This is a genomic window from Solibacillus daqui, assembly GCF_028747805.1.
Taxonomy (GTDB): domain Bacteria; phylum Bacillota; class Bacilli; order Bacillales_A; family Planococcaceae; genus Solibacillus; species Solibacillus daqui.
This window is the reverse complement of the sequence record NZ_CP114887.1, coordinates 2,626,680-2,648,869: the sequence shown is the minus strand read 5'-3', so window position 1 is coordinate 2,648,869 and position 22,190 is coordinate 2,626,680. Positions and strand designations below refer to the sequence as shown.

Genomic DNA, 22,190 nt, shown 5'->3' with positions numbered 1-22,190 from the left:
TCACTTTACGTTATATTCTATGATTTGGTAGTGATTATAATTAGTTGAGTGCCTGTATGACAGGCAAAATAAAAACCGCAGCGAGTACAAGCGCTTCGGTTTCCCTCTTGCTAAATATTATGTGAATAATGTGTAATAAAAGAGATGGTGCTTATTCAACTAACGGGGGCTTTAGTAAAAAATCGTTGAGTTGCATATGCAGCTCTTTTTTATTGAACTAAAGGGGCAGATTAGTTGAAGAGCGTTGTTTAACTTTTGTTCAACAATCGGGCCAAATTGTTGAATAAAGATTGGAAAGGTATGTAAGGTAATTATAAGTCGATCTAAAGGGAAATTTTATTGGTTGATAGAATTAGTTAATAAATACATTTAATTGGGGGTACTATGATGGAATGCAAAAAGGTAAAAAAAGATTTTAAAGTTGTTGGGATGAAAAACAGGGGGGCTTATGCGAACTTCGGAAGTGAGGTACCTAAGTTTGCTCAACAATTTATAAGTAAAGCAAGTGAAATTCAACATCATTCTAATACAGAAATTGCACTCTATGAACCGAAAAGGGATGAAAACCACCTAGAGGGTGACTATTATGTTGGATTGATTGTTCCTGATGCTTTAAATGAAGTCCCTTCTGGTATGGAATATATTGAAATATCGCAGGAGTATGTAACTACTAGGGGAAGAATAACCGATGTTAGTGACCTTCATTTGCAAATAATTAAATGGTCTGATGAACATGGATATCAAAAAAACTTAGGATCCTATATTATTGAGACCTATCATCCAATTGAAAATAATATAGAAGAGGTACAGATTTACATTCCAATTCATTCGTAAATACTAAAAGATATGACTCTTTATTTGCACAAATGAAAATACTCAATAATCGAGCGCGATTGATGAATAAGCGTCTCTGTTCTTATTGAACTAACGGGGCAGATTAGTTGAAGAGCGTTGTTTAATTTTTGTTCAACAATCGGGCCATTTTCTGGAATAAAGCGACTGCTCAAGAATTTTGAAATAATTGTTAGTAAGTTAAATGGAACGACAATGACCAAACCCTGTTCATAATTCCTACTGAGTTCATTAAAAATGAACTTGTAAACAATACGTATATCAAATAGCGGACTAAACAAGTGCTTTAGTGCAATAAGATTTACAAAGTATACAAAAGAAACCTAATAAACGTTCCCAAATGAAAGTTTGGGAAGTCACAAAACCCCAAGAAATGCTGTGAAAACAACATTTCTTGGGGTTTCCTTTAGGGATATTAGTTAAAAAACGATATTCAACAATCGGGCGCGATTGTTGAATAAGCTTCACTTTTTTTCTTCAACTAACGGGTAGCTTTACTTGTAGATCATTGAGTTGCATATGCAGCTCTTTTTTCTTAATTGAACTAACAGGGCAGTTTAGTTGAACAGATGTGGTGTATAGCAAACTAGAACAAGAAAGTGATAGTAAAACTCAAGCAAAAGTTTTGAATTTCAGTCAAAAGAATGTAGTGAAATAATAATGTTGTAAATATAATAGATTTAATTGTTATATTGTTTTCTATCTTAAATATTCAAAAAGATAGTTATTGGAGAGGATGATTGGGTGAGTAAAAACTTTATTATTTTTGGAGCAAGTCAAGGGCTTGGTGACGCCTTTGTAAAAGGTCTACCTACAGAGGGAGATACAGTATGGATGGTGTCAAGAACACGACCAGAAAGTTTGGATATTAATGATGGTGTAAATCGCAAATGGCTCTCAATAGATTTATCAAATCAACAACAAATCTCTGATTTAAAGGAAACTTTAAAAGACAATGCAATAGATGTATTAATTTATAATGTTGGAGTATGGGAAAAGCATGGTTTCGAGGATGACTATACATTTGACAAGGATGAAATTAGAGATATTTCTAACTTAATCAATATAAATCTAACTTCTACTATTACATATATTCAGGCGCTTCTACCAAACTTAAGACAAGCTAAAAATGGAAAAGTCATTTTAATTGGTTCAACGGCAGGCTTAGATCACACAAACAGTTCACAAGTTTCATTTGTTGCATCTAAATTCGGTTTACGGGGCATTACAAATGCGCTACGTGAACATTTGAGAGAAGATAAAATCCCTGTCACTTGTATTAATCCAGGGGAAATGGCAGCAGAAGTACCTTATGAAGAAGGTGCAGAAAAGGCAATTGATTTATATGAAGGTACACGTATACCTGTACAAGATATTGTATCTATTGTGCAATGTGTGATTAATCTTTCACCAATTTCATGTGTTAAGGAAATCATTATTCCTTCAATAACAGACTTAAATGCTTGATCGAAAAATAAAGTGAACTAAGGAGGTTTGAATAAAATCTCTGGTTATCATGTGAGATATAGCTACTTGAAGTTAGTAAAGTTTCCTAATGAAATTGGGGCAATATCGACTTTTAAAGAAACAAAATGAGGTGCGAGTATGCTTTTAAATGACTATATGATTGAAAATTTCCCTAACTTAAACCTTAGACCACCTTTGTTTTATAACTGGGAAATTGCTCTACGTTTCGAATTAGGGGTAGAGTGGAATAGACAATACAATTACGTTCTCAGTCCTTATGTAAAGGGGGTTTATAAAAGGGTAGTCACGTTATTTGAATTATTACATTCACAAGACGAGGAAATTTTTGTTGTAGTAGATGTGAATGATTTTGGAGATGGAAAAACCTATAAGCGCAAAGCGAGGATTTTTTCTCCCTATGTCTATGATAAATCATTCTTATATAAATTGAAGCATACCGAAATGCCTTATATATTCCCAGAAGAAGATGAAGACGGAAAATATAAAACACATAGGTTTACCCTTAAATGCAAAGCATCTGATATAAAACACATTCCATTGTTAAAAGCAGTATGCAATCAGGATTTAGGAATCCAACCAAGTATCTTTCATAGGATATATTTTTTGAATATCAAAAGGAAAACCATTTTTCACGTGTACGATGATAGAGGTTGTGATTTGCTGGCTACTTCACCCGAAACAATAAGAGGTATTTATAAAAAATACAATGATTGGATATTGGATTACGACAGAGATGAAATTGATAAAGTATTTAAATAAAGACTGTTTTCTTATTGAAGTAACGGGGCAGGTTAGTTGAATAAGACAATGGAAGTTTTCATGTCGCATTTGACACAAACTGCGAAACAAAAAAAGGCAGCGCAAAGCATTCTGCCTTTAAAATATTCATACTCCTTTTTATTAATAAAGGGAGGTCTGTAAGTTTTTTGACTCAATCATATCAGATACAAACGTATACAGATTTGGTGGATGCTCTGCAATGCGGTGTGCAAGATACAAGTACCATTCCGTGCCATATGTGACGTACACTTTTGTTTGTAGATTTTCATTTCTCAATGATTTAATTAAATCTGGACGAACGCCATAATTCCGGTATTGGAATAGTCATAATTGATTGTTCCCAGGGACGTGAAAATTTAAGATAATGGATTTCTCGCAGTTTGGGGGAGCTCAAACGTTCTTCAATTTAGCTTGTTTCTACAACACGATTACACTTCCATTTCATCCCCTGGCTAGTCACTCTTATATATCCGATTCAAACCACCTGTGATATGATGACAGAATAATAAAGTGTGATTTTAATCAAGGGGTGTTTAATATGTATCAAGAGACAAATAAGATTGATTTAGTTCAAAAGGTTTTAAAAAACTGGAAAGGCTTTTTCATCCCATATGAGATGGCGTTAAATGAGTTGAAGAGTGATTTCAATATTATTGATCTTGAATGGAAATCGAAACACGGATACTCTCCCATTGAGCATATGAAAACACGCATGAAAACTATTATGTCATTGGTTGAGAAGATTGAAAATAAAGAAATACCGCTGACTCAAGAATCTATTAAACAAGAAATACGAGATATTGTTGGAGTACGAATTATCACTAGCTTTATTGATGATGTATATTTGCTGAAGGAACATATCGAGCAGCGTGAAGATATTCGCATGATTAGAGTAAAAGACTATATTAAAGAACCTAAAAAGAGTGGCTACAAAAGCCTTCATCTTGTTGTAGAAACGCAAGTCATCTTATCTAATGAAGTGATATGGGTTCCCGCGGAAATCCAAATCCGAACATCCGCTATGGATTTTTGGGCATCAACAGAACATAAACTCAACTATAAATATCAAGGTGAATCGATACCGGAAGAAGCTCAAAAACAATTAATTGAGCTATCCAATGCTTCCTCGTTACTGGACAAAGAAATGTCTAAATTAAGAATTCAACTACTATCTAGTGAAACAGATTCAAATGGATAAATAATGAAAACAGAGAAAATCTACTTGATAGGTTTTCTCTGTTTTTTGTTATTTCTATAATAGTTCTTAAAAACGGACATTTTACATTGAAGTGACCCCTTAAACTTAGACACAGTTATTAACATTATTGACACTGGGAAATAACAATCTTATGAATAAGGACTATCATAAGATTCAATCTATGTTAGATGAAATCTAATACACAGTACGACCATAATGTGTAATAAAAGAGAAGGTGCTTCTTCAACTAACGGGGGCTTTACTTGAAGAACATTGAGTTGCATATGCAGCTCTTTTTTCTTATTGAACTAAAGGGGCAGTTTAGTGCAACAAGGAGTACCTTCAAAATTATATGGATTTACAACGCTAAGATAAGAAATATGACCAAACGACGCTTTGGTAGCATTTTAAAAGGAAATTTCAAATTGATAGGGAATTATTTATGATAATGAAATGAAACTAAGGTGCAGTAATGACCAAAAAGAAAATGATACTATTAGCTTTATAATTGCGTTGATTTTTGGTTTCCCATTTAAGTGAATTCAATATAAAGGTGAACAAATGGTATCTATATTTGATGTCTATAATTTAGGAATGAAAAATATGTTTTTCGATTTTTCTTTGTTATTTATTAGAACATTGATTATTTTTCTCATTTGGAATTGGATTTTAAAAAATAATAATATACGTTCTCATACGAAAACGTTCCCAAATGATTAATTTGCGGATGAATTATAGCTTAAAGTTGGTGAAAGAAAATTTAGAGGAAAAGGCGCTGCAACAATTAAATATCGCATTGTCATTGGTTCAAAATTATAAGTTATGTGTACAGATGGGAATCTTATATATCCGTATGGAGATTTGCTACAATAACTTAAAAATACCAGTAGAAAAACATATTATTTTAAGATGGGAATTACGATTACGATACTGGAAGTATTAAAAGAAACGGAAGTATTAGTGGGTATGACAAATGAAATTAATATTTACCTTAAATAAAATATAGAGAGTAATGCCATTTTCTTCGGGGAGGAAAATGGCATTTTTTTGAAATGGATAAAAATTTATTTCCTATCTGGGAAGCTTCTCCGCGTGCACGGCCTGAGCCTGTAGTCTCAGGCGTCGTATTGTTGCCGCAGATGACGCCCTTATAAATATAAGTTAAGCAATTTGAGATAAAGTCGATAGATGTTTCAAGATTTCAACATTTTTTAGGTTTTTTGCGATAAATAGATGCCATTCAACGTTATATATAATGTAAAGGCTTTTGCAGTATCAATACTATAAAAAGGAGAAAGAAATGAAGATTAATGAACATAATTTTATAAAATATCTTCAAGGCGGCAAAGAAAACGCTCTTGATTACGTAATCGATCACTATCTTCCATTAATAAAAGGTGTTGTATTAAAAATTTTAGGTCCTCTTGACATTAATGACATCATAAAGGAGTGTTGTAACGATATTTTATTATCTATCTGGAAAAACGCGAAAAAGTTCAACGGAGATGCAGCTGACTTTCAAAAATGGGTATGCGTGATAGCCAAATATAAAGCAATCGATTATTACCGCATGGAAATAAAGAAAAAAGAAAGCCCCACTTTGGATATAGAGCTTACGCCGTCTGACTCCTTGAAATATGAAAGCACCTATCTGGAAGAACAGGAGAACATTCAGGCAATCATCTCAACATTAAAGCCTGTCGATCAGAAAATTTTTATAATGAGGTACCTGCTAGATTTTGATACAGAAGAAATTGCCCATCAATTACTGATGACAAAATCGGCTATTGATAACCGGCTTTACCATGGCAGGAAAAAACTAAAAAAAGATTTAGGGGGTATGCCCATTGAAAAATCTGTTTAAACACTTCAATGATATTGAAATCGATATAACTGAATTTGAAGAAGCAGAGGTAACAGAACTTGAAAAAGAACAGTATAAAAGGGACTTGAGAATTCAGGCATCCAAAACAACACCGAGAAAGTGGATGAAGGGAGCTGCAGCTGTCTGCTTGTCGTTGGGTATCGGCACCGCATCAATTATAGGTCTATCCTACACAACATTCGCTCAGGAAATTCCAATTTTGAACAGTATTATCAAGCTTTTCTCGACCAAGGATAAAATGATATCAGGCTATGAGGAATTCGCGGATCAGCAACATCTTGTAGCAGAAAGCAATGGGACAACGATTACGGTAAATGAAAGCTTATTCGATAGTAAAAAGTTTTTAGTTGGCTATTATATTGAAACGGACAGGGATTTAGGTGAGTCCCCGGAAATTGAGACTACTTTTAAGGTGGATGGCCGCGAACACGCACTTTTTCATACGAAACATATGATTGAAAAAGTCGGGACAAATCAATACGCCGGCTTAACAACAGCGATCTTGAATTTATCTAATCATTTACAGGAGGCGAATTTTGAGTTTCACATTAGTAGTATTTCCAGTCAGGATAAAAAGGAAATGATCCAGGGGAGTTGGGATTTTGAAATAAATGCTAAGGCGACTGAGCCTAAAGTCCAAATCGTGGAAGCTCCTGCATCAAAAAAAGATGATTTAGGTATTAAATTGAATGAAATCATATACACACCGATTTCCTTTATCGTCAATTACAGAGAAACAATAAAAAACGAGAATTTAAAAGAAAAATGGGATATTATTTCTTCCGGTTTAAAAGTAAAGGACAATTTAGGTAATACGTATACACCAGCGTTAACCGGTGGTATAGGACACGACCATAGAGATAAGGAATTTGTCTATACCTTTGAAAAACTGCATCCGGATGCTGAAACTTTAATATTCACCCCATTCTTCCGATTGATGGAGGCTGACGTAATTGATGAAAATGGCGTTAAATATTTTAAGGATAATAGCAATTCTATAAAGGAAATATTAGAGCTTGAGGATATTATTGTAGATATTCAAAAATAATAAGGCACCGCACTTATTGTGGAAAACAACTAAAAACATAAACTGCACGCCAATTGTTAATACACTTAACAATTGGAGTTACAGTTCAGACACACAAATAAAGCCGTTAAACTTCATAAAGGGGTGAACCCCCTTCTCCAACAATCGGGCGCGATTCTGTAATAAGGATCAGCGCTCGTTTTCAATAAAGGGCCATTTAATTGAATAACACTTCTAAATTAAGAATGGGTTTTTATGTTAATCTTGATGTGAGTTTGTGAAACAATGTACTTAAGCTAACGGCGCAGTTTACTTTAACAACAGAGGAGGAAAGTAATGAAAAAGGTTTTTATAGGGATTGCAATAATAACGGTGTTGATAATTGTGTTTCTAATATATAATCACAAACAACTACCCACAAAAGAGGATGTATTTAAAATTACAAAAAACTGGTCTCCAGCAACAGAGGAAGTCTATTTTGTGAGGAAAATAGACGGGGACTGGTTAACCATATTTAGAAATATGCATTCAATTATGATTGCTCGGTTAGAGCAGAATTGGTTGGGGTATTGGGAGATAAAAGATGATCTGGGATACGAATCTACATTAATTTCAACTTATTATCCACCTTTGGAAGATGAGGAATTTAATTGGAGTGCAGGTTCAAAGGCGGGAATAAGATCATACTACTTTGGTCAAATTATCAATCCTACGATTAAGAGAATAGAAGTTGAAACAAAGAAAGACTTCTATGAAGATGCTTTAATCATTAGTTACGAAGAATCGCGTTTTTTCTTTGTTAAATCAGATGGAGAGATGGTAATGCCTGTAAACATTAGAGGATATTCTGAAACTGGAGAGTTAATTCATTCTACAATTAAACCAATTAAAAAGGATAAATCTAACTAAAGGATTTTTCAACTTACGGGGCAGGTTAGTTTAAGTACATCTGTATTTGTCTAACAAAAAATTGCGTGAGGGGAGTGAATTTTTATGCTTAGAAAGGCAACGTTGACTGTTCAATATGGGAGGATATCAATGCGTTCTATCATTATCATTTTGTTAGCTTTTGGAATGATAACTGGTTGCTCAAATGAAGTAGTGAATGAAGAACAAAAAATTGAAGTTCAAATACGGGTTGACGATGAAAACAATTATGAAGATTTCAAAGAAATTACGGATAATGATGAAGTCCAAAAAGTGAAAGAGATAGTATTTGATATTGAATGGGAAAAAGCAAAGGTACAGATGGAACATCCTGCTGATTATAGGTTTATATTTGAGTATAAAAATCCTAATATAGAAGCGAAAGTCGCATCATATAATCTTTGGATAAGTCCTAATAATGATATAGTCGAAATTGTAATGGAAGAAGATGCATACGCTAAACTAAGTAAGGAAAATTCAAGTATTCTAATAAAAATTTTAACGGGCGAAAACTTACTAAATTAAATAGTTCCTTCTTCAACTAACGGGGGCTTTACTTGAAGATCATTGAGTTGCATATGCAGCTCTTTTTTTATTATTGAACTAAAGGGGCAGGTTAGTTTAATAAAATTAACCTTAATAAAGAAATGGGGCGAAAATATGCATAGAATGGTTTCTTTCTTTTTTATTGTACCACTTGTTATATTAGTTGCTTGTGGTAATTCAGAACCTAAAATTACTCAAGTGGAAGTAGAATCAATTGTTTTGCAACACCTTACCAACGATAGGGGGGAGTATAGCGTTTTTTGGGCAATAGAAGAGAATTGTGAATTTGGTGTTATTCAAGTAGATGACCAAAACGGTGAAATTATAAAAACCTGGGAAACAAATTGTTAGGATAATGAAATTTTTTAGAAGATACTCTTTTTACTAGCGGGAGCTTTACTTCAATAAAATAAATGACCACACATTATATATAGATCTAATATGTGTGGCCATTTTATTATCAATAACTTAACCTAACTTAACTTAAATATTGTTTTTGATTTTGTTGTATTTTTATTGGAAAATAAAAAAGATCACATTAAATGTGATCAATTACATTAAAAATTATTCGTCATCCCATAAATCATTCCTGATATATAAGGAATTAACCATATTAACCAAACAACAATACTTAATTTGTGGAATTTTTCCATCATAACTTTATCCTTTTTAATCAAAACAATTGTAGCCCAGATAGCATGAAATAACATTAATAAAATTGCTAATAAACCAGTTATGCCATGGAAACTAAGTAGAGATCCTTCTGATGCCATTTTTTCCATTGTAGTTGTTCCAATAGTGTCGAAAACTAATCCTAACCAAAAAATGATTACATGCCATGGTTTTAATATCTTTTGAAATTTCTCTGACCATACTCCTACAGAATAAAATAATAATGCTGCAGTAATGAATATAATTGCTAATATAAGCATTGAAATCCCTCACTTTTTTAATTTATCTAACCACTGTTACCTTTAAGTAAATAAACTATTAATAATTATTACTTGAGCTGAGTATATAAAACGAATATGAACGGGGTATGAAGAGAGATAAATCGTTATCAGGGGATATCAAATGATATAAATCAATTATTTTATTTAGAGTTGTAAATATCTCTAATTGAACAAACGGAGCAGCATTCCTGTGGGGGGATCCAAGAAGGATTGATTTTTTTTGTTGAAGTTATTAAGCTAACAAGGTCGGTTAGTTTAACTAAGTAGTTCGAAATATATTTATGTACATTTTGTTAAATAATGGTATTATTTTTGTTAGAGATTTGAAAGGAGGCGTTGTCTTATGAAAATGACAATTTTAAATAACGGGGTGCAATTAATTTAAGGGAAGCGTATCATCCCCCTATAAACTACGTGATCCCTACTTACAATTTGGGAGGATCATATAATTTGGAGAATTTTCAACAAACGAATTTAATTACAATGACACTTAATAAAGTGGACTTACAACTTCAAGAAGAGCATGATTTCAATTGGTTAAAGCAGTTGGGAGCAGTATTTTGTGTATTCGATCAACAAGATTCAGGAAATATAAGTTTCGGAATAGAAAAAGATTGACAAAAGTATTTTGTGAAATATGCGGGAGCAAAACCTATTGAATTTACTGGAAACCCAAATGATGCTATTGAACGACTTAAAATGGCAGTATCAGTTTATCAGTCATTAAAACATCCACACTTAATAAAGTTAGTAGATTACTTTTCCACTGATAATGGGTATGCATTAGTATTTCAATGCTTTGGAGGTGAATGTTTACATTCACATTGGTCATTCGGTGGGGTAGCAAAATACACAAACCCTCAGTCACCTTTTTATCGTTTCAAGAAATTAGAAGTGGAAAAACGGTTAAAAGCTATAGACGCAATATTTTCTTTTCATACTTTTGCGGAATCACTGAAATATGTTGCAGTAGATTTTTATGATGGAAGTCTCCTTTATGATTTCAAAAACGATGAAACAAAAATATGCGATATTGACTTTTATCGAAAGTCACCTTCAATAAATGATGTAGGTGAGAATTTTTGGGGTTCAAAACGTTCGAAAGCCCCAGAAGAATATAAACTTGGGTCTCCAATTGATTCTATTACAAATGTCTTTAATATTGGAGCGATTGTGTTTGGACTACTGGGTGGTGAATTGGATCGTTCCTTCTCGAAATGGGATGCCACACAAGGACTTTATCAAGTTGCAATAAGAGCAGTCGAGGAAAATCGTAATAAAAGATATTCAACGGTAAAAGAATTTTATAATGCTTGGAAATCTGAATTAATTCAATAAAAACAATAAGTAAGAGGGTACCTTGAAAAGATGCTACCCTTTTACTTATGTTTATTTGTAAAGAGATTGTGAATGGTTTCACTTAAACTATCGGGGGCTTTAGTTGAACAACAAAAAATATTTTGTTGTTGTAAATGAGGTCATTTGTAGTACAAAAAAGGATAGATGAATACAGGTATTTTAATCCTGTTCATCCATCCTTTCTTTTTCCTTGTAAAATGTGTGACATTATAGTTGGTTACTTAATTATAAGTGATTTTAAACATTTTCTTGACTTTTAATAAAAGAAATTATAAAAACTATTTTTTATAGGGATGATTGTGAATTTTAACACTTTCCATAGAAAGAGAACAAAAGGGGTATTACTATATGAATAACAACTTTATTGAAAACATTCAATCGTTTTATTCTAACCTTTCCATTGAAGACTTTTATCCTAATGAAATTGGGCAGAATAATGATGTGTTAATTGTAAACAAATCTTTGGTTTTTAGATTTCCAAAATATAAAAATGGAATAATTCAATTAAGAAGAGAGACGGAAATTTTGAAATACATTAAAGGTATCATCTCCACTCCAATTCCGAATCCAATTTATCAGTCTTTTGAAGAGTTAGAACCAGGTAAGGTCTTCACTGGCTATAAACTAATAGATGGTGTTCCTTTGTGGAAGGAAAGTTTAACAGGTGTTAAGAGTGTTGAGTTGGTTAATGGGTTGGCAAAACAACTTGTCTCTTTTCTTGTAGAACTCCATTCTATTTCAGGAGAAAAAGCAAGTCGAGATTTGAAACTAAAGGTTCGTGACCCTCGTGAAGAGATGTATAATCTATATGATAAAATTCAAAATAAATTATTTCCTTTTATCAGAAAAGATGCCCAAAAGGAAATATCGCAATTTTTTGAAACGTCCCTAAAAGGGAAGGCATTCTCAAATATAGATTTAACACTTATACACGGAGATTTTGGAGCAGCTAATATTTTGTGGAATCCAGAAAAAAGTATGATTTCAGGGATAATAGACTTTGGTGGTTCGGGTTTAGGAGATCCGGCGTATGACTTTGCTGGAATACTCTCTAGCTATGGCGAAGATTTTTTTGATATTTGTATTAACCTATATCCTAACGGTAATGAAATATCTGAACGAGTTAAATTTTATAAAAGCACATTTGCTTTACAAGAAGCATTGCACGGGATTGAGAATGAAGATAGACAGGCTTTTGAAGATGGAATAAAAGATTATAGATAGATTGCTTGTTCAACTAACGGAGTGCTTTACTTGAAGATCATTGAGTTGCATATGCAGCTCTTTTTTTATTATTGAACTAAAGGAGCAGGTTAGTTGAATAACATTTTTTTGAAACGGAACTTAAAATACACCGTCTAAATAGAAAAGGATGGGATAAAATTGAAATTTAGATATTTTAGTATTCTGTTTATACTGTCGGTCTTGCTTTCTGCTTGCAATACTGGATTAGAACCAAAGGAACATTTAGGAGAAATATATAGTATTGCATTGGACTCTATTATGGAACAAGATGAAGCATTAAGTAGTGATATGGAATATATAGCTATTGATATGAGTAATTTTGAGGAAATAAATGAAAGTGATAAAGAAGAAATTTTAAGCTACTTTAAGGAAAAATATAAAGTTGAGGTAATGGATGCTACTCTTGAACAACTGAAAGAAAAAGGATTATTTAATACAGATACGTTCGTTTTGGATGGCGTACTTCTTAGAATTGAAAAAGTTGAATATAAAGTTAACAACAATATCTTTTTTGAGGGTTCCAAGTATCGTTCGGGTGATGGGGGTGTTGGAGTAGAAGTAATAGTCTATTATAAAGATAATAAATGGAAATCCAAAGATGTGAAAAGGACTTGGATTAGTTAATCATTATTGTGCTAACGGGAGCTTTACTTGAATATTCGGTTTCCGAAATGATCAATCTTTGTTAAAAATTGGGGCTATGATTTTCTATAAGAATCATCATTTATAGCTGTGTTTTAATCAATCTTTATTTCAAGTCAACAATATACACGATTTTATACAAAGTGAAGAACAAGCCCAGCGAGTGAAAACATTGCTGTATCCACACTTTATGCTATTTGTATAAAATGATGTATAAACAATGTTCATTATGAAAGTCACGAAACGTTGATTTAACAACATTCGTGACTTTTTAATGTGCGCCTAAACTTTTATTTTGGGAACGTTATTTTGTATAAAGTTGTAATAATAATTTTTCGTTTTTTGTACTTAGAATCAATTTAATTGAGCAATAATTGGTGGTATCAATATTAAAATAATTGAACTTGTAATTAATATTTGAGAAACTTTTCTTGGCAATTTTTCTTTACCTTCACCCTCATACCATCCACTAAATTGAAATTTATTTCGATACAATACAAAAATGAGAATAATAATAGCGATTAAGCTTATCCAACTATTTTTTTCAGCACCATTGCCAATATTTAAGTATAAGTTTTCAAAAAAAGTGCCTAAAATCGCCATTAAAATTAGAAAAATAAACATAACTCGTAGTATTTCTAATAATATCCTCATTTAGCTCACCCAACCTTTATAATTAAGCTGATTTTACTATATTTTATAATAAGGAATATAGAGGCTACCAAAGTCTTATTTGGCAACGTTATTTGTATTTATTTTGTATACATTATTAGTTCCTGTTGCATTAAATCCTCCATTAGTTAAAGAAGAAAAGTTAAGCGTATTCAACAATCGCGCCCTTTAGTTGCACTCTTATGGTGTATTCCAAAATAAAGACATAACTCCGAAAAACAATAAATAAATAACTACAAGTATTGGGAAAACGTATAGCGATACCCTTCCTAATTTGTCCTTTTTGCTGAACAAGGATAAAACAAAAGAGAGAATTAGAAAGGTAAATCCGAGTAGCATTGTTATATTGTCATCAATAAACGAATTTCCCGTAGTAATATAGACACCTAGGAAAATAAGTCCAACTATTAGACTAATAAAAGAAAGCAACCCCATACTCTGTTTACTTTGCAATGCTGCCACCTCCCACATTTTTCAACTTTAACTTAACTTATACAACAATCTGTTTACAGAACATCTTAATACATAGTAATTTCAAATGACTTTATGAATTAAACGAATTTATTATCACGAAACACTTTTAAGTATAACATTAGTTCCCAAAGCGGTGTTTGGATGCAATATTTGCCTTAACCCTGTAAATCCGTATAAATCTAGGGACTGTAATTAGTTAACGGGCTTTTTTACGTGTATTCTTTAATTCCAATTTAACATAAAATTCCACATTTTTAAATGAGAGCAATTGTTCTATAATACGAAAAGATGAGAACGAATGTTCTTGTTATTTAAGGGCACAATGATAGGAGGAGCATTTCTGTATTTAAACATCACTGATTAGCAAACTGGCATGATGATACCTGAGCATTTGTATCAGATAAAAGAGTGGCAAAATAGCATAGGTAACGAGTACCCGAAAGAAAAAACGGATTGGGAATGGGACGAACTACAGCAGACTATTGTTAAAGCATATCATCAAAAACTGTTAGTAGAATTGAATCTATGGCGTGGTAAATGGATTTGTTTTATTGGGTTATTTTGTTGCCTACTCTTCTTTTTATTTAACTCGTGCTTTCCCTTTAAAAATACGTATACGCAATAATAGTTAAGACAATAATAAAGGTGAAGAAAATTTCCTTGAAAATGAGGTGAATACATGAAAAAGGTAATAACTGGTGCGTTTGCAGTAATACTTTCTACAGGATTATTGTATGGGTGTGGAACAGCTAATGATGAACAGGAGCCTGATCCAACTGAAGAACCTTCTGAACAACAAGAAGATCAAAATGATAACCAAAATGATAACCACAATGATAATCAGGACAATAATCATTAGCTTTACTTTGCGTTTTATAAGAGTAATACAAGAGCGTGTAGTTTTATCACGCTTGATGGATGTTTATGGACCAAGATAGCTATCTTGGTCTTTTGCTAATTTCGAGGTGATTAGAAGTGCCAAAGATAGATGTAGAAGGTAGCAGTATATATTATACAACGGCTGTTAAGGTTAAATAAGATATAAGTTGGTCACGAATATAAAAGAGCGTTAATAACCATATTTTATTTGAAGTAAATATGAATAAATTTATGAATAATATTTGCCCACAAAGCATTTTTCAGTTTGCCCACAAATTGCCCACAAATTCATAATCTTCTATGAATGGCTTATATATAATGTTTCACATTTAAAAAAATGCACATTACTAAATTCAATTTTAGTTGTGTGCATTTTTATTTTACATATAGATTTTTTAGGGAGAATTGATATAAGCTCTGCTATGTCATATTTAGATTAATCAAAATGACAGCTTTCTTTTATTTTTAATAACTATTTTTTAAAAAATTATTGATTATTTTAAATCTCTTTATTCCACAAATATCTAACTACCCAGCGTCTCTAACTAAAATGAAGCAGTTATTTTTTGTGGAAGTTTATTACTCATTTTACTTAACCCAATAAATATAACCACAATGATTAATATAACCGGGGCTAACTCTTTCGGGAAAAATAGCATTAGAGACAGTCCTACTAGTAAAGGTGTCTTTAAAATAGAGATCGAAGCACTACTACCTATAACAGCTACGATAAAAAGCATATCTAGTTGTGGAAACAGCGTCGCGATAGCGTAGCCTTGTAATATGGAAGCGAATATTACTGGTAAAACATTTCCACCAACCCAACCTGATTTTAAACAAAACTCCATTAAAACCAGTTTTAAAACAGAAGCCAAAATTAATGTAGCAATCGAAAGTGTCGGTACTAAACTAGGCAAAGCTTGCATAGAAAGTTGGCCGGAAAAAAGTAGATTAGGAGCAATTAAAGACATCAAACCAATACCAATTCCACCGATAACAGCACTTAGAATAATTTTATTGTTCATTTTAGAGAAGACTTTACTCATTGTTCTTTCCATTAGTTCATATAGTTTACTAAATAAAATACCAAACAAAATTAAAGGAATAAAAAGAATCAATTCATCCAAACCCCAATTAGTTTCCCCTAATTTTGTCACAAAAGGGGGTTGGTCTGATATTTTTATTAAAAACATAAAGGCAACCATACCGTTAACGATAAATACCATATATAATAATTTTTTAAGTAAAAGCAGCTTTTTCTCTTTAGGAGCCCGATCAGGATCATAGGAAATAAGGTAGTTATGAGGTAATGCTAATTTTTTCAGTCTAATTAACCATGATTCCTTTTTCCATTCGTTGTAGGAAAAATAAAAGTAACGCATTTTATCCCCCTGCCATACCGATAACGCAATAACAGAACTTAATATGGCTGCTGCGGGACCTACACTTGCACCGAAGATTAAAATAAAAAAAGCAATTAAAAAATTGAGCCATACATAAGAATAGTCAATTCTTTGAGTTGTTTTTAATTCAAATATAGAATCATTAGCTGTTTTAGGAAGATTTCCCCACTTATACCTGCTAAAACCTACTAAAATACCACCAAAAATACATAAAAATAATGTATAGATGAAGGGTGTTTTTAAATTATTGGATATGTCAGTCCATAAAAAATCTGTCAACCCATTAACTAAAATTAAAAAAACAGAAGAAATAGAACCGATTATCCCACTTAGAATTAAGCCATAAACAAGTAATCCGATTATTTTAAAGTACTTCTCAGTCAAAATAAAATTCCCCACTTTTAAAATGTATATAAAGACTCTCTCTTGTTGCTTTAAGTAACTATATTCATTTGAAATACTAATAATATTAATTATGTCGATATAATTATACTTGACTATACAATGAAAAGCTACTTTATATGAGTACCTTCATTAGAGTGCTATTTTTGTTTTTTCTCATAAACTGGTGTAGCGACTAAATATCTAGACCATTATTTGAACTGGTTCCAATTATAAAGGGGCAGGTTAATTCAATAATCGGAAGGAAAAAGGTATTTAGAAAGGGAACTATTTGATATACCGGATTAAATAAAGGAGAGAAGGCTATGAGTAAATCATTTATTGAACAAGTACATTATATTAGAATTCCTGTAAAAGATTTAGAACTGTCGGTACAATGGTATAGAGATGTATTAGGTCTCAAGTTACTAAACAATACTGAGGAACTTGCAATTTTAAAAGTAAATGAAGGACCTTTCTTACTTATCTTAGTTCCTACCGAAGATGAAACATTTGCACATTTTACAATTGATAATGAACAAGAATTTAGCATTGGCTTTACAAGTCCAGAATTATCTAAATTTCATCAATACTTAATTGATAATCAAGTTAAGGTCGAGGATATAAAAGAAGATAATGGTCATGCCTTTTTCCACTTTTATGACCCAAATGGTAATAAACTTCAAGTACACTGGTAAGATTATAATAAATAAATTACCTATTTCATTAACGGGTGCTATAACGGAATAAGAACGGGAACGTCCAAATCAGACGTTCCCATATTTTTTGCCTGAAAAACAACAATACTATTTAACAAAGCCTATTATTAAAGTGTAATACGTAATAAACGCGGTCTATGATATCAACCGTAACACTGCCTGTAAAACCTTTAGGGATTTTTGCACACCTTACTTTCTTCTTACTAATATGATTGGAAATAAATGAAGAGCACAAAATTGTGCTCTTCAATTACTAACGACGATGTTCTACAAGGTCAATTGCACCCAACAAGATATGGGCTAAACCGAATCCAAATACAGTGTGTGCAATCATGTTATTAGGACCATTTTTTTGCTTTAGTGCAATTCCAGTCACAGTAACAGCAGAACCTAAAATAGCTGGGATTAAACCTTCACGAATGTTGTTCATAAAAAATCCCTCCATCGTAGTTATTTGGTGTTATTACACCATTATTACTATTAACAATTAAACAAGATGCTATACTTTCTAAACATGTCGACTAATTAAAACCATAAAAAAATCTAAGCAATCACTCAGATAAGTGGCAAGAAATGATCGCTTCAAAATCAGTACAATATTTTGTGTTGACATTCTAATTTTACGAAGGATTTATTGTATTCGAATTATTTTCTTCTTCGGATTGTTCCTCAGTCGCGAAGTGGTCGTATGCAAGTAAAGTTACACCTAATTTTTCTTCAAGACTTTTTAATTCATTAAGCTGCTCAGGTCCTAGGTTTGCGAATTTTGTTTTGACCAAATTGATCACATCCTTACTTAGTTATAAAGGTAGTATGAGAAAATGTTAGCTCGTTATCCTTAAAAAGTTTTAAGAATATAAAATATGAGAGCATTCAAAATTAAAAGTTTGGACAATCTTGAATGCATATCAATTGAGATAAAGTCTTTATTTTAACTGTGAGATATTTACCGGTATTTGGATTTAACTTTTGTAAACGTAATGAAAATGACAGAATGGAAAAAATAGATTATTGTATTAAAATAAGATGTCATTATTTAAGTAGATAAGCAGAATGGAGGACTATAGATGGGATTTCAAACGATGATGCAAGAATTAGAGGCACTCGGGAAAGAGCGTACCAAAAAGATATATATGGGTAATGGAGCTGTGGAGCCTGTATTCGGTGTAACAACAGGGTCGATGAAGCCATATAAAAAGCAAATTAAAATTGACCAACAGTTAGCTGAACAGTTATATGCATCGGGCAATTATGATGCGATGTATTTTGCAGGGGTAATTGCAGATCCAAAAGCGATGACTGAGGAAGATTATGACCGCTGGATTGATGGTGCTTATTTTTACATGATTTCAGATTATATTGTGGCGGTAACACTTGCAGAATCGGATATTGCCCAGCAAGTAAGTGATAAATGGATTGCAAGTGGCAATGAATTGAAAATGTCAGCTGGTTGGAGTTGTTATTGTTGGCTATTAGGAAATCGTAAAGATGAATATTTTGAAGTTCAGAAAATTCAGGGCATGCTTGAGAAAGTAAAGAAAGAGATTCACGATGCGCCGCCGAGAACACAAGCATCAATGAATAACTTTGTCATGACAGTTGGCGTTTCGTTTAAACCACTCCATGAGGAAGCATTAAAAATCTCACATGAAATTGGCCCTGTTGAAATGCAACGTGAAGGTAAGAAACCAGGCATTTTACATGCTGCATTAGAAATTGAAAAGCAAATAGAAAAGGACCGAATCGGCTTTAAGCGTAAATATGTTCGCTGCTAAGGCTTACGCTTGTTTTTTTGTGAATGCTTTGTATAAACTAATAATAGGGAATGTTTGAGGAGGCATATGATGAAACCGAGTATTGCGATTGATATGGACCAAGTGTTAGCGGATTTTTATTCAAAATTATGCGACACTTATAATAAAAATTTCGGAGCTAATTTTACAAAAGACGAATTTTTATTAACAACACAACGTGATTTATCACAAGAAGATGCTAAGAAATTTTTTGCGCTATTAAATGAGCCAGATTTTTTCCGTGATTTAGCAGTACTAGATCCAGATTGTATTGAGGTCATAAAAGGGCTACAAGAACATTTTGAAATTTATATTGCCACTGCTGCAATGGATGTGCCGGGTTCATTTAATGCGAAGTATGATTGGTTAATGGAACATTTGCCATTTATAAAAACGCAAAACATCGTATTCTGTGGCAATAAAGCCGTAATACATACGGACTTTTTAATCGATGATAGCCCACGACAACTAGAAGCCTTTAGTGGTACGGGATTGCTTTACTCAATGCCGTATAACGCGGCCGAAGATGGCTATAAACGCGTCCACAATTGGAGAGAAATTCAAGGGTATTTTATGGAGCTATTAGCAAAAAAATAATCAAAAAAATCACCCAACTATAAAATATTGGGTGATTTTTTGTTTTTTCTAAAGTTGTGCTTAAAAATATGTCTCATCATCTACTTTTAAGATACTAGTATTTCATAGTGATATAGTATTATAATTTGAATAGTTTGAATTATAATTATATTTCTAAGGGGATAGTGAGATGAAACCAGTTATTGGCTTAACAATGTATGATATTGATAAAAAATTGGATATTAATAATGCCTATTTAGATTCGGTGGAAATAGCAGGTGGAATCCCCATTTGTTTGCCTAATGCGTCAGAGGAGCATGTGGATGCACTTCTTGATCGTGTGGATGGCATTATTTTAATTGGTGGAGAAGATATTGACCCAGAACTATTTGGTGAGGAACCACATCAAAATATAGGTCGCGTTGTACGGAAGCGTGATGATAGTGATTTATTGTTTATGAAGCGCGCATTTGAACGAGGTATGCCGATTTTAGGTGTATGCCGTGGTATGCAAATTATGAATGTCTTTTTTGGTGGGACGATTATTCAAGACATTCCAACCCAATTCGAAAGTGCAATTGGTCATAAGCAGCAATCAAAGCGTGGAGCGTTGGCACATAATGTTGAAGTGCTAACACCAAAAATGAAAGCTATTTTTGAAGAGGATATGTTCCGCGTAAATACGTTTCATCATCAATCCGTTGGAAAGCTAGGAGAAGGGCTTGTTTTATCGGGAATTGCAAAGGATGGCATAATTGAGGCAATTGAACACGAGGATCATCCGTATTGTATTTCAGTGCAGTGGCATCCAGAAGAATTGGCTCCACTTGGTAATACTCATGCACAACGATTATTTAAAAGTTTTGTTGAGGAATGTAAAACGACTGTTGTTGGAGGAAAGCGATGAAACCAATTATTGGATTAACGATGCATCCAGTCGAAGGGAAAATGGAAATAAACAATTCGTATATTCAAGCGATTAAACGCGCTGGGGGTATCCCAGTTTGTGTTCCATATATGGATGAAGAAACAGTCGACACGGTACTGAATGGTTTAAGCGCTATATTATTAATTGGAGGATATGATGTTAACCCGCTCATTTTTGATCAAGAACCGCATTATAAGTTGGGAACGGTTATTGATGAACGCGATCGAAGTGACATTCTAATTGCGAAAAAAGCTTTTGAACGCAATATGCCTATGCTTGGAATTTGCCGAGGAGAACAAGTGATGAATGTTGCTTTTGGGGGGACGTTACTTCAAGATATAGATACTCAAGTAAAGAATGTCTTGAAGCATACTCAAGCGTCTATGCGTCATGAATTAACGCATACGGTTGAATTGTTCCCATCCAAATTACAGGAAATTATCGGGCAAGAAACGATTTTAACAAATTCCTATCATCATCAAGCAGTTGATATCGTTGCGCCAGGATTTTTAATAAATGCCCAAGCGAAAGATGGTGTTATCGAAGGAATTGAACATCCAGAGCATCCATACTGTATTGGTGTGCAATGGCATCCAGAAGGGCTACAAAATGATCAACCTTCAGAAAAACTATTTAATAGCTTTATCGAAGCTGCTGTTCAATATTAAGGATAAAAAAATCCTCCATCATGTAGTTGATGGGGGATTTTAAAGTTAATGAACGTTACGATACAATCCTACTACTTTACCTAATATCGAAACTTGGTTGACAAGAATAGGCTCCATTGAACTATTTTCAGGTTGTAGTCTGAAATGTGTTTTTTCTTTGAAGAATCGTTTGACAGTCGCTTCATCTTCCTCTGTCATTGCCACAACAATTTCTCCGTTATTGGCTGTAGCTGTTTTTTTGACAATGACATAGTCCCCATCTAAAATACCTGCTTCAATCATCGATTCACCCATAATTTCAAGCATAAACAACTCGTCTTCTGATGTGCCGTACGTATCAGGAAGTGGGAAATATTCTTGGATGTCTTCGATTGCTGAAATTGGTAATCCAGCTGTTACTTTACCGATTAAAGGAACATGAATGACACCTGATTTTGGGATGGTCAACTCTTCTTGATCTAATACCTCAATTGCACGTGGCTTTGTAGGGTCACGACGAATAAGCCCTTTACTTTCTAAACGAGCTAAATGCCCGTGGACAGTTGAACTAGAAGCTAAACCAACAGCCTCACCAATTTCACGAACTGATGGTGGGTAACCTTTAGCACGAACTTCCTCTTTAATAAAAGTTAGAATAGCTTGCTGCCTTTTTGAAATTTTTTGTGTCAACGAACTCACCTCTTTATAATGCTATTTTCTTAGATACATTATATCAGTATGCGAACAAAAATGCAAACATAGGTTCGAAAAAGAGTTGACAAAAACATATGTTCGTATTACTATAAAGACAAATAT

At 32.9% G+C, this 22,190-nt stretch carries 25 protein-coding genes and 1 pseudogene; 19 read left to right on the top strand and 7 right to left on the bottom strand.

Annotated elements, in window-relative coordinates:
• Nucleotides 1–387: 387 nt before the first annotated feature.
• The 9 genes from O7776_RS12930 to O7776_RS12890 all read left to right on the top strand — a co-directional run bounded on the left by O7776_RS12930 (nucleotide 388) and on the right by O7776_RS12890 (nucleotide 9,054).
• Entirely contained in the window at nucleotides 388–834 is a 447-nt protein-coding gene (locus tag O7776_RS12930) for a GyrI-like domain-containing protein (RefSeq protein ID WP_274307456.1), read from the top strand.
• Between the two features lie 762 nt (nucleotides 835–1,596).
• The gene (locus tag O7776_RS12925; protein WP_274307455.1) at nucleotides 1,597–2,319 is read left to right on the top strand and encodes an SDR family NAD(P)-dependent oxidoreductase; all 723 of its coding nucleotides are present in this window, start codon (nucleotides 1,597–1,599) and stop codon (nucleotides 2,317–2,319) included.
• 156 nt (nucleotides 2,320–2,475) lie between these two features.
• The gene (locus O7776_RS12920) at nucleotides 2,476–3,099 is read left to right on the top strand and encodes a DUF3885 domain-containing protein (RefSeq protein ID WP_420802184.1); all 624 of its coding nucleotides are present in this window, start codon (nucleotides 2,476–2,478) and stop codon (nucleotides 3,097–3,099) included.
• Nucleotides 3,100–3,658: 559 nt separating this feature from the next.
• The gene (locus tag O7776_RS12915; RefSeq protein ID WP_099423441.1) at nucleotides 3,659–4,318 is read left to right on the top strand and encodes a GTP pyrophosphokinase; all 660 of its coding nucleotides are present in this window, start codon (nucleotides 3,659–3,661) and stop codon (nucleotides 4,316–4,318) included.
• 1,300 nt (nucleotides 4,319–5,618) lie between these two features.
• Complete coding sequence (locus O7776_RS12910; RefSeq protein WP_274307453.1) at nucleotides 5,619–6,182, top strand: sigma-70 family RNA polymerase sigma factor; 564 nt, start codon at nucleotides 5,619–5,621, stop codon at nucleotides 6,180–6,182.
• Nucleotides 6,166–7,251 (top strand): DUF4179 domain-containing protein, encoded by a 1,086-nt coding sequence (locus O7776_RS12905; protein ID WP_274307452.1) that lies wholly within the window; start codon nucleotides 6,166–6,168, stop codon nucleotides 7,249–7,251. Before O7776_RS12910 ends, O7776_RS12905 begins: the two co-directional genes overlap by 17 nt.
• 315 nt (nucleotides 7,252–7,566) lie before the next feature.
• The gene (locus O7776_RS12900) at nucleotides 7,567–8,139 is read left to right on the top strand and encodes a hypothetical protein (RefSeq protein WP_274307451.1); all 573 of its coding nucleotides are present in this window, start codon (nucleotides 7,567–7,569) and stop codon (nucleotides 8,137–8,139) included.
• Between the two features lie 129 nt (nucleotides 8,140–8,268).
• On the top strand, nucleotides 8,269–8,682 hold the full coding sequence (locus tag O7776_RS12895) for a YhfM domain-containing protein (protein ID WP_274307450.1): 414 nt from the start codon (nucleotides 8,269–8,271) through the stop codon (nucleotides 8,680–8,682).
• Between the two features lie 135 nt (nucleotides 8,683–8,817).
• Nucleotides 8,818–9,054: a hypothetical protein gene (locus O7776_RS12890; RefSeq protein ID WP_274307449.1), complete on the top strand. Its 237-nt coding sequence runs from the start codon at nucleotides 8,818–8,820 to the stop codon at nucleotides 9,052–9,054.
• Between the two features lie 206 nt (nucleotides 9,055–9,260).
• On the opposite strand, the gene O7776_RS12885 is transcribed toward O7776_RS12890, so the two are convergent.
• Nucleotides 9,261–9,635, bottom strand: a complete 375-nt coding sequence (locus O7776_RS12885; RefSeq protein ID WP_274307448.1) for an HsmA family protein — start codon at nucleotides 9,633–9,635, stop codon at nucleotides 9,261–9,263.
• 504 nt (nucleotides 9,636–10,139) lie between these two features.
• Between O7776_RS12885 and O7776_RS12880 the strand changes: the two are divergent.
• The 3 genes and pseudogenes from O7776_RS12880 to O7776_RS12870 all read left to right on the top strand — a co-directional run bounded on the left by O7776_RS12880 (nucleotide 10,140) and on the right by O7776_RS12870 (nucleotide 12,884).
• Nucleotides 10,140–10,994 (top strand): annotated as a pseudogene (locus O7776_RS12880) (protein kinase family protein).
• 369 nt (nucleotides 10,995–11,363) lie between these two features.
• Nucleotides 11,364–12,239, top strand: a complete 876-nt coding sequence (locus O7776_RS12875; protein WP_274307447.1) for a phosphotransferase family protein — start codon at nucleotides 11,364–11,366, stop codon at nucleotides 12,237–12,239.
• Nucleotides 12,240–12,398: 159 nt separating this feature from the next.
• The gene (locus O7776_RS12870) at nucleotides 12,399–12,884 is read left to right on the top strand and encodes a peptide ABC transporter substrate-binding protein (RefSeq protein WP_274307446.1); all 486 of its coding nucleotides are present in this window, start codon (nucleotides 12,399–12,401) and stop codon (nucleotides 12,882–12,884) included.
• A 372-nt stretch (nucleotides 12,885–13,256) separates the two neighbouring features.
• Here the strand turns inward: O7776_RS12870 and O7776_RS12865 are convergent, their stop codons facing one another.
• Nucleotides 13,257–13,556 carry a hypothetical protein gene (locus O7776_RS12865; RefSeq protein ID WP_274307445.1) on the bottom strand — a complete coding sequence of 100 codons (300 nt, stop codon included), beginning with the start codon at nucleotides 13,554–13,556 and terminating at the stop codon, nucleotides 13,257–13,259.
• A gap of 198 nt (nucleotides 13,557–13,754) precedes the next feature.
• Nucleotides 13,755–14,027, bottom strand: a complete 273-nt coding sequence (locus O7776_RS12860; protein WP_274307444.1) for a hypothetical protein — start codon at nucleotides 14,025–14,027, stop codon at nucleotides 13,755–13,757.
• A gap of 394 nt (nucleotides 14,028–14,421) precedes the next feature.
• On the opposite strand from O7776_RS12860, the gene O7776_RS20375 reads away from it, so the two are divergent.
• Both O7776_RS20375 and O7776_RS12855 read left to right on the top strand, forming a co-directional pair.
• Nucleotides 14,422–14,673 (top strand): YolD-like family protein, encoded by a 252-nt coding sequence (locus tag O7776_RS20375; RefSeq protein ID WP_420802119.1) that lies wholly within the window; start codon nucleotides 14,422–14,424, stop codon nucleotides 14,671–14,673.
• Between the two features lie 54 nt (nucleotides 14,674–14,727).
• A complete protein-coding gene (locus O7776_RS12855; protein WP_274307443.1) occupies nucleotides 14,728–14,907 on the top strand; it encodes a hypothetical protein in 180 nt (59 codons plus the stop codon).
• A 565-nt stretch (nucleotides 14,908–15,472) separates the two neighbouring features.
• Here the strand turns inward: O7776_RS12855 and O7776_RS12850 are convergent.
• Complete coding sequence (locus tag O7776_RS12850; RefSeq protein ID WP_274307442.1) at nucleotides 15,473–16,714, bottom strand: chloride channel protein; 1,242 nt, start codon at nucleotides 16,712–16,714, stop codon at nucleotides 15,473–15,475.
• A 323-nt stretch (nucleotides 16,715–17,037) separates the two neighbouring features.
• Between O7776_RS12850 and O7776_RS12845 the strand changes: the two genes are divergently transcribed.
• The gene (locus O7776_RS12845) at nucleotides 17,038–17,409 is read left to right on the top strand and encodes a VOC family protein (protein ID WP_274307441.1); all 372 of its coding nucleotides are present in this window, start codon (nucleotides 17,038–17,040) and stop codon (nucleotides 17,407–17,409) included.
• Between the two features lie 274 nt (nucleotides 17,410–17,683).
• Here the strand turns inward: O7776_RS12845 and O7776_RS12840 are convergent, their stop codons facing one another.
• Together O7776_RS12840 and O7776_RS12835 are read right to left on the bottom strand one after the other, a co-directional pair.
• The gene (locus O7776_RS12840) at nucleotides 17,684–17,860 is read right to left on the bottom strand and encodes an asparagine synthase (RefSeq protein ID WP_274307440.1); all 177 of its coding nucleotides are present in this window, start codon (nucleotides 17,858–17,860) and stop codon (nucleotides 17,684–17,686) included.
• A 190-nt stretch (nucleotides 17,861–18,050) separates the two neighbouring features.
• Nucleotides 18,051–18,209 (bottom strand): hypothetical protein, encoded by a 159-nt coding sequence (locus O7776_RS12835; RefSeq protein ID WP_274310558.1) that lies wholly within the window; start codon nucleotides 18,207–18,209, stop codon nucleotides 18,051–18,053.
• Nucleotides 18,210–18,497: 288 nt separating this feature from the next.
• Here O7776_RS12835 and O7776_RS12830 point away from each other — a divergent pair, with 288 nt between their 5' ends.
• The 4 genes from O7776_RS12830 to O7776_RS12815 all read left to right on the top strand — a co-directional run bounded on the left by O7776_RS12830 (nucleotide 18,498) and on the right by O7776_RS12815 (nucleotide 21,395).
• Nucleotides 18,498–19,205: a DNA alkylation repair protein gene (locus O7776_RS12830; protein WP_274307439.1), complete on the top strand. Its 708-nt coding sequence runs from the start codon at nucleotides 18,498–18,500 to the stop codon at nucleotides 19,203–19,205.
• A gap of 69 nt (nucleotides 19,206–19,274) precedes the next feature.
• Nucleotides 19,275–19,820: a 5' nucleotidase, NT5C type gene (locus O7776_RS12825; protein WP_274307438.1), complete on the top strand. Its 546-nt coding sequence runs from the start codon at nucleotides 19,275–19,277 to the stop codon at nucleotides 19,818–19,820.
• Nucleotides 19,821–19,989: 169 nt separating this feature from the next.
• Nucleotides 19,990–20,706 (top strand): gamma-glutamyl-gamma-aminobutyrate hydrolase family protein, encoded by a 717-nt coding sequence (locus O7776_RS12820; RefSeq protein ID WP_274307437.1) that lies wholly within the window; start codon nucleotides 19,990–19,992, stop codon nucleotides 20,704–20,706.
• Nucleotides 20,703–21,395 carry a gamma-glutamyl-gamma-aminobutyrate hydrolase family protein gene (locus tag O7776_RS12815; protein ID WP_274307436.1) on the top strand — a complete coding sequence of 231 codons (693 nt, stop codon included), beginning with the start codon at nucleotides 20,703–20,705 and terminating at the stop codon, nucleotides 21,393–21,395. The genes O7776_RS12820 and O7776_RS12815 overlap by 4 nt, the downstream gene beginning before the upstream one ends.
• A 45-nt stretch (nucleotides 21,396–21,440) precedes the next feature.
• Here O7776_RS12815 and lexA read toward each other — a convergent pair whose 3' ends face one another.
• Entirely contained in the window at nucleotides 21,441–22,064 is a 624-nt protein-coding gene (gene lexA, locus O7776_RS12810) for a transcriptional repressor LexA (protein WP_274307435.1), read from the bottom strand.
• Between the last annotated feature and the right edge of the window lie 126 nt (nucleotides 22,065–22,190).

Bases quoted from the DNA above. Each gene is read 5' to 3' on its own strand.
- O7776_RS12890 (WP_274307449.1), top strand. From the start codon at position 8,818: ATGCATAGAATGGTTTCTTTCTTTTTTATTGTACCACTTGTTATATTA.
- O7776_RS12895 (WP_274307450.1), top strand. From the start codon at position 8,269: ATGCGTTCTATCATTATCATTTTGTTAGCTTTTGGAATGATAACTGGT.
- O7776_RS12845 (WP_274307441.1), top strand. From the start codon at position 17,038: ATGAGTAAATCATTTATTGAACAAGTACATTATATTAGAATTCCTGTA.
- O7776_RS12865 (WP_274307445.1), bottom strand. From the start codon at position 13,556: ATGAGGATATTATTAGAAATACTACGAGTTATGTTTATTTTTCTAATT.
- O7776_RS12930 (WP_274307456.1), top strand. From the start codon at position 388: ATGGAATGCAAAAAGGTAAAAAAAGATTTTAAAGTTGTTGGGATGAAA.
- O7776_RS12875 (WP_274307447.1), top strand. From the start codon at position 11,364: ATGAATAACAACTTTATTGAAAACATTCAATCGTTTTATTCTAACCTT.
- O7776_RS12815 (WP_274307436.1), top strand. From the start codon at position 20,703: ATGAAACCAATTATTGGATTAACGATGCATCCAGTCGAAGGGAAAATG.
- O7776_RS12885 (WP_274307448.1), bottom strand. From the start codon at position 9,635: ATGCTTATATTAGCAATTATATTCATTACTGCAGCATTATTATTTTAT.
- O7776_RS12825 (WP_274307438.1), top strand. From the start codon at position 19,275: ATGAAACCGAGTATTGCGATTGATATGGACCAAGTGTTAGCGGATTTT.
- O7776_RS12830 (WP_274307439.1), top strand. From the start codon at position 18,498: ATGGGATTTCAAACGATGATGCAAGAATTAGAGGCACTCGGGAAAGAG.
- O7776_RS12920 (WP_420802184.1), top strand. From the start codon at position 2,476: ATGATTGAAAATTTCCCTAACTTAAACCTTAGACCACCTTTGTTTTAT.
- O7776_RS20375 (WP_420802119.1), top strand. From the start codon at position 14,422: ATGATGATACCTGAGCATTTGTATCAGATAAAAGAGTGGCAAAATAGC.
- O7776_RS12820 (WP_274307437.1), top strand. From the start codon at position 19,990: ATGAAACCAGTTATTGGCTTAACAATGTATGATATTGATAAAAAATTG.
- O7776_RS12840 (WP_274307440.1), bottom strand. From the start codon at position 17,860: ATGAACAACATTCGTGAAGGTTTAATCCCAGCTATTTTAGGTTCTGCT.
- O7776_RS12910 (WP_274307453.1), top strand. From the start codon at position 5,619: ATGAAGATTAATGAACATAATTTTATAAAATATCTTCAAGGCGGCAAA.
- O7776_RS12900 (WP_274307451.1), top strand. From the start codon at position 7,567: ATGAAAAAGGTTTTTATAGGGATTGCAATAATAACGGTGTTGATAATT.
- O7776_RS12915 (WP_099423441.1), top strand. From the start codon at position 3,659: ATGTATCAAGAGACAAATAAGATTGATTTAGTTCAAAAGGTTTTAAAA.
- O7776_RS12855 (WP_274307443.1), top strand. From the start codon at position 14,728: ATGAAAAAGGTAATAACTGGTGCGTTTGCAGTAATACTTTCTACAGGA.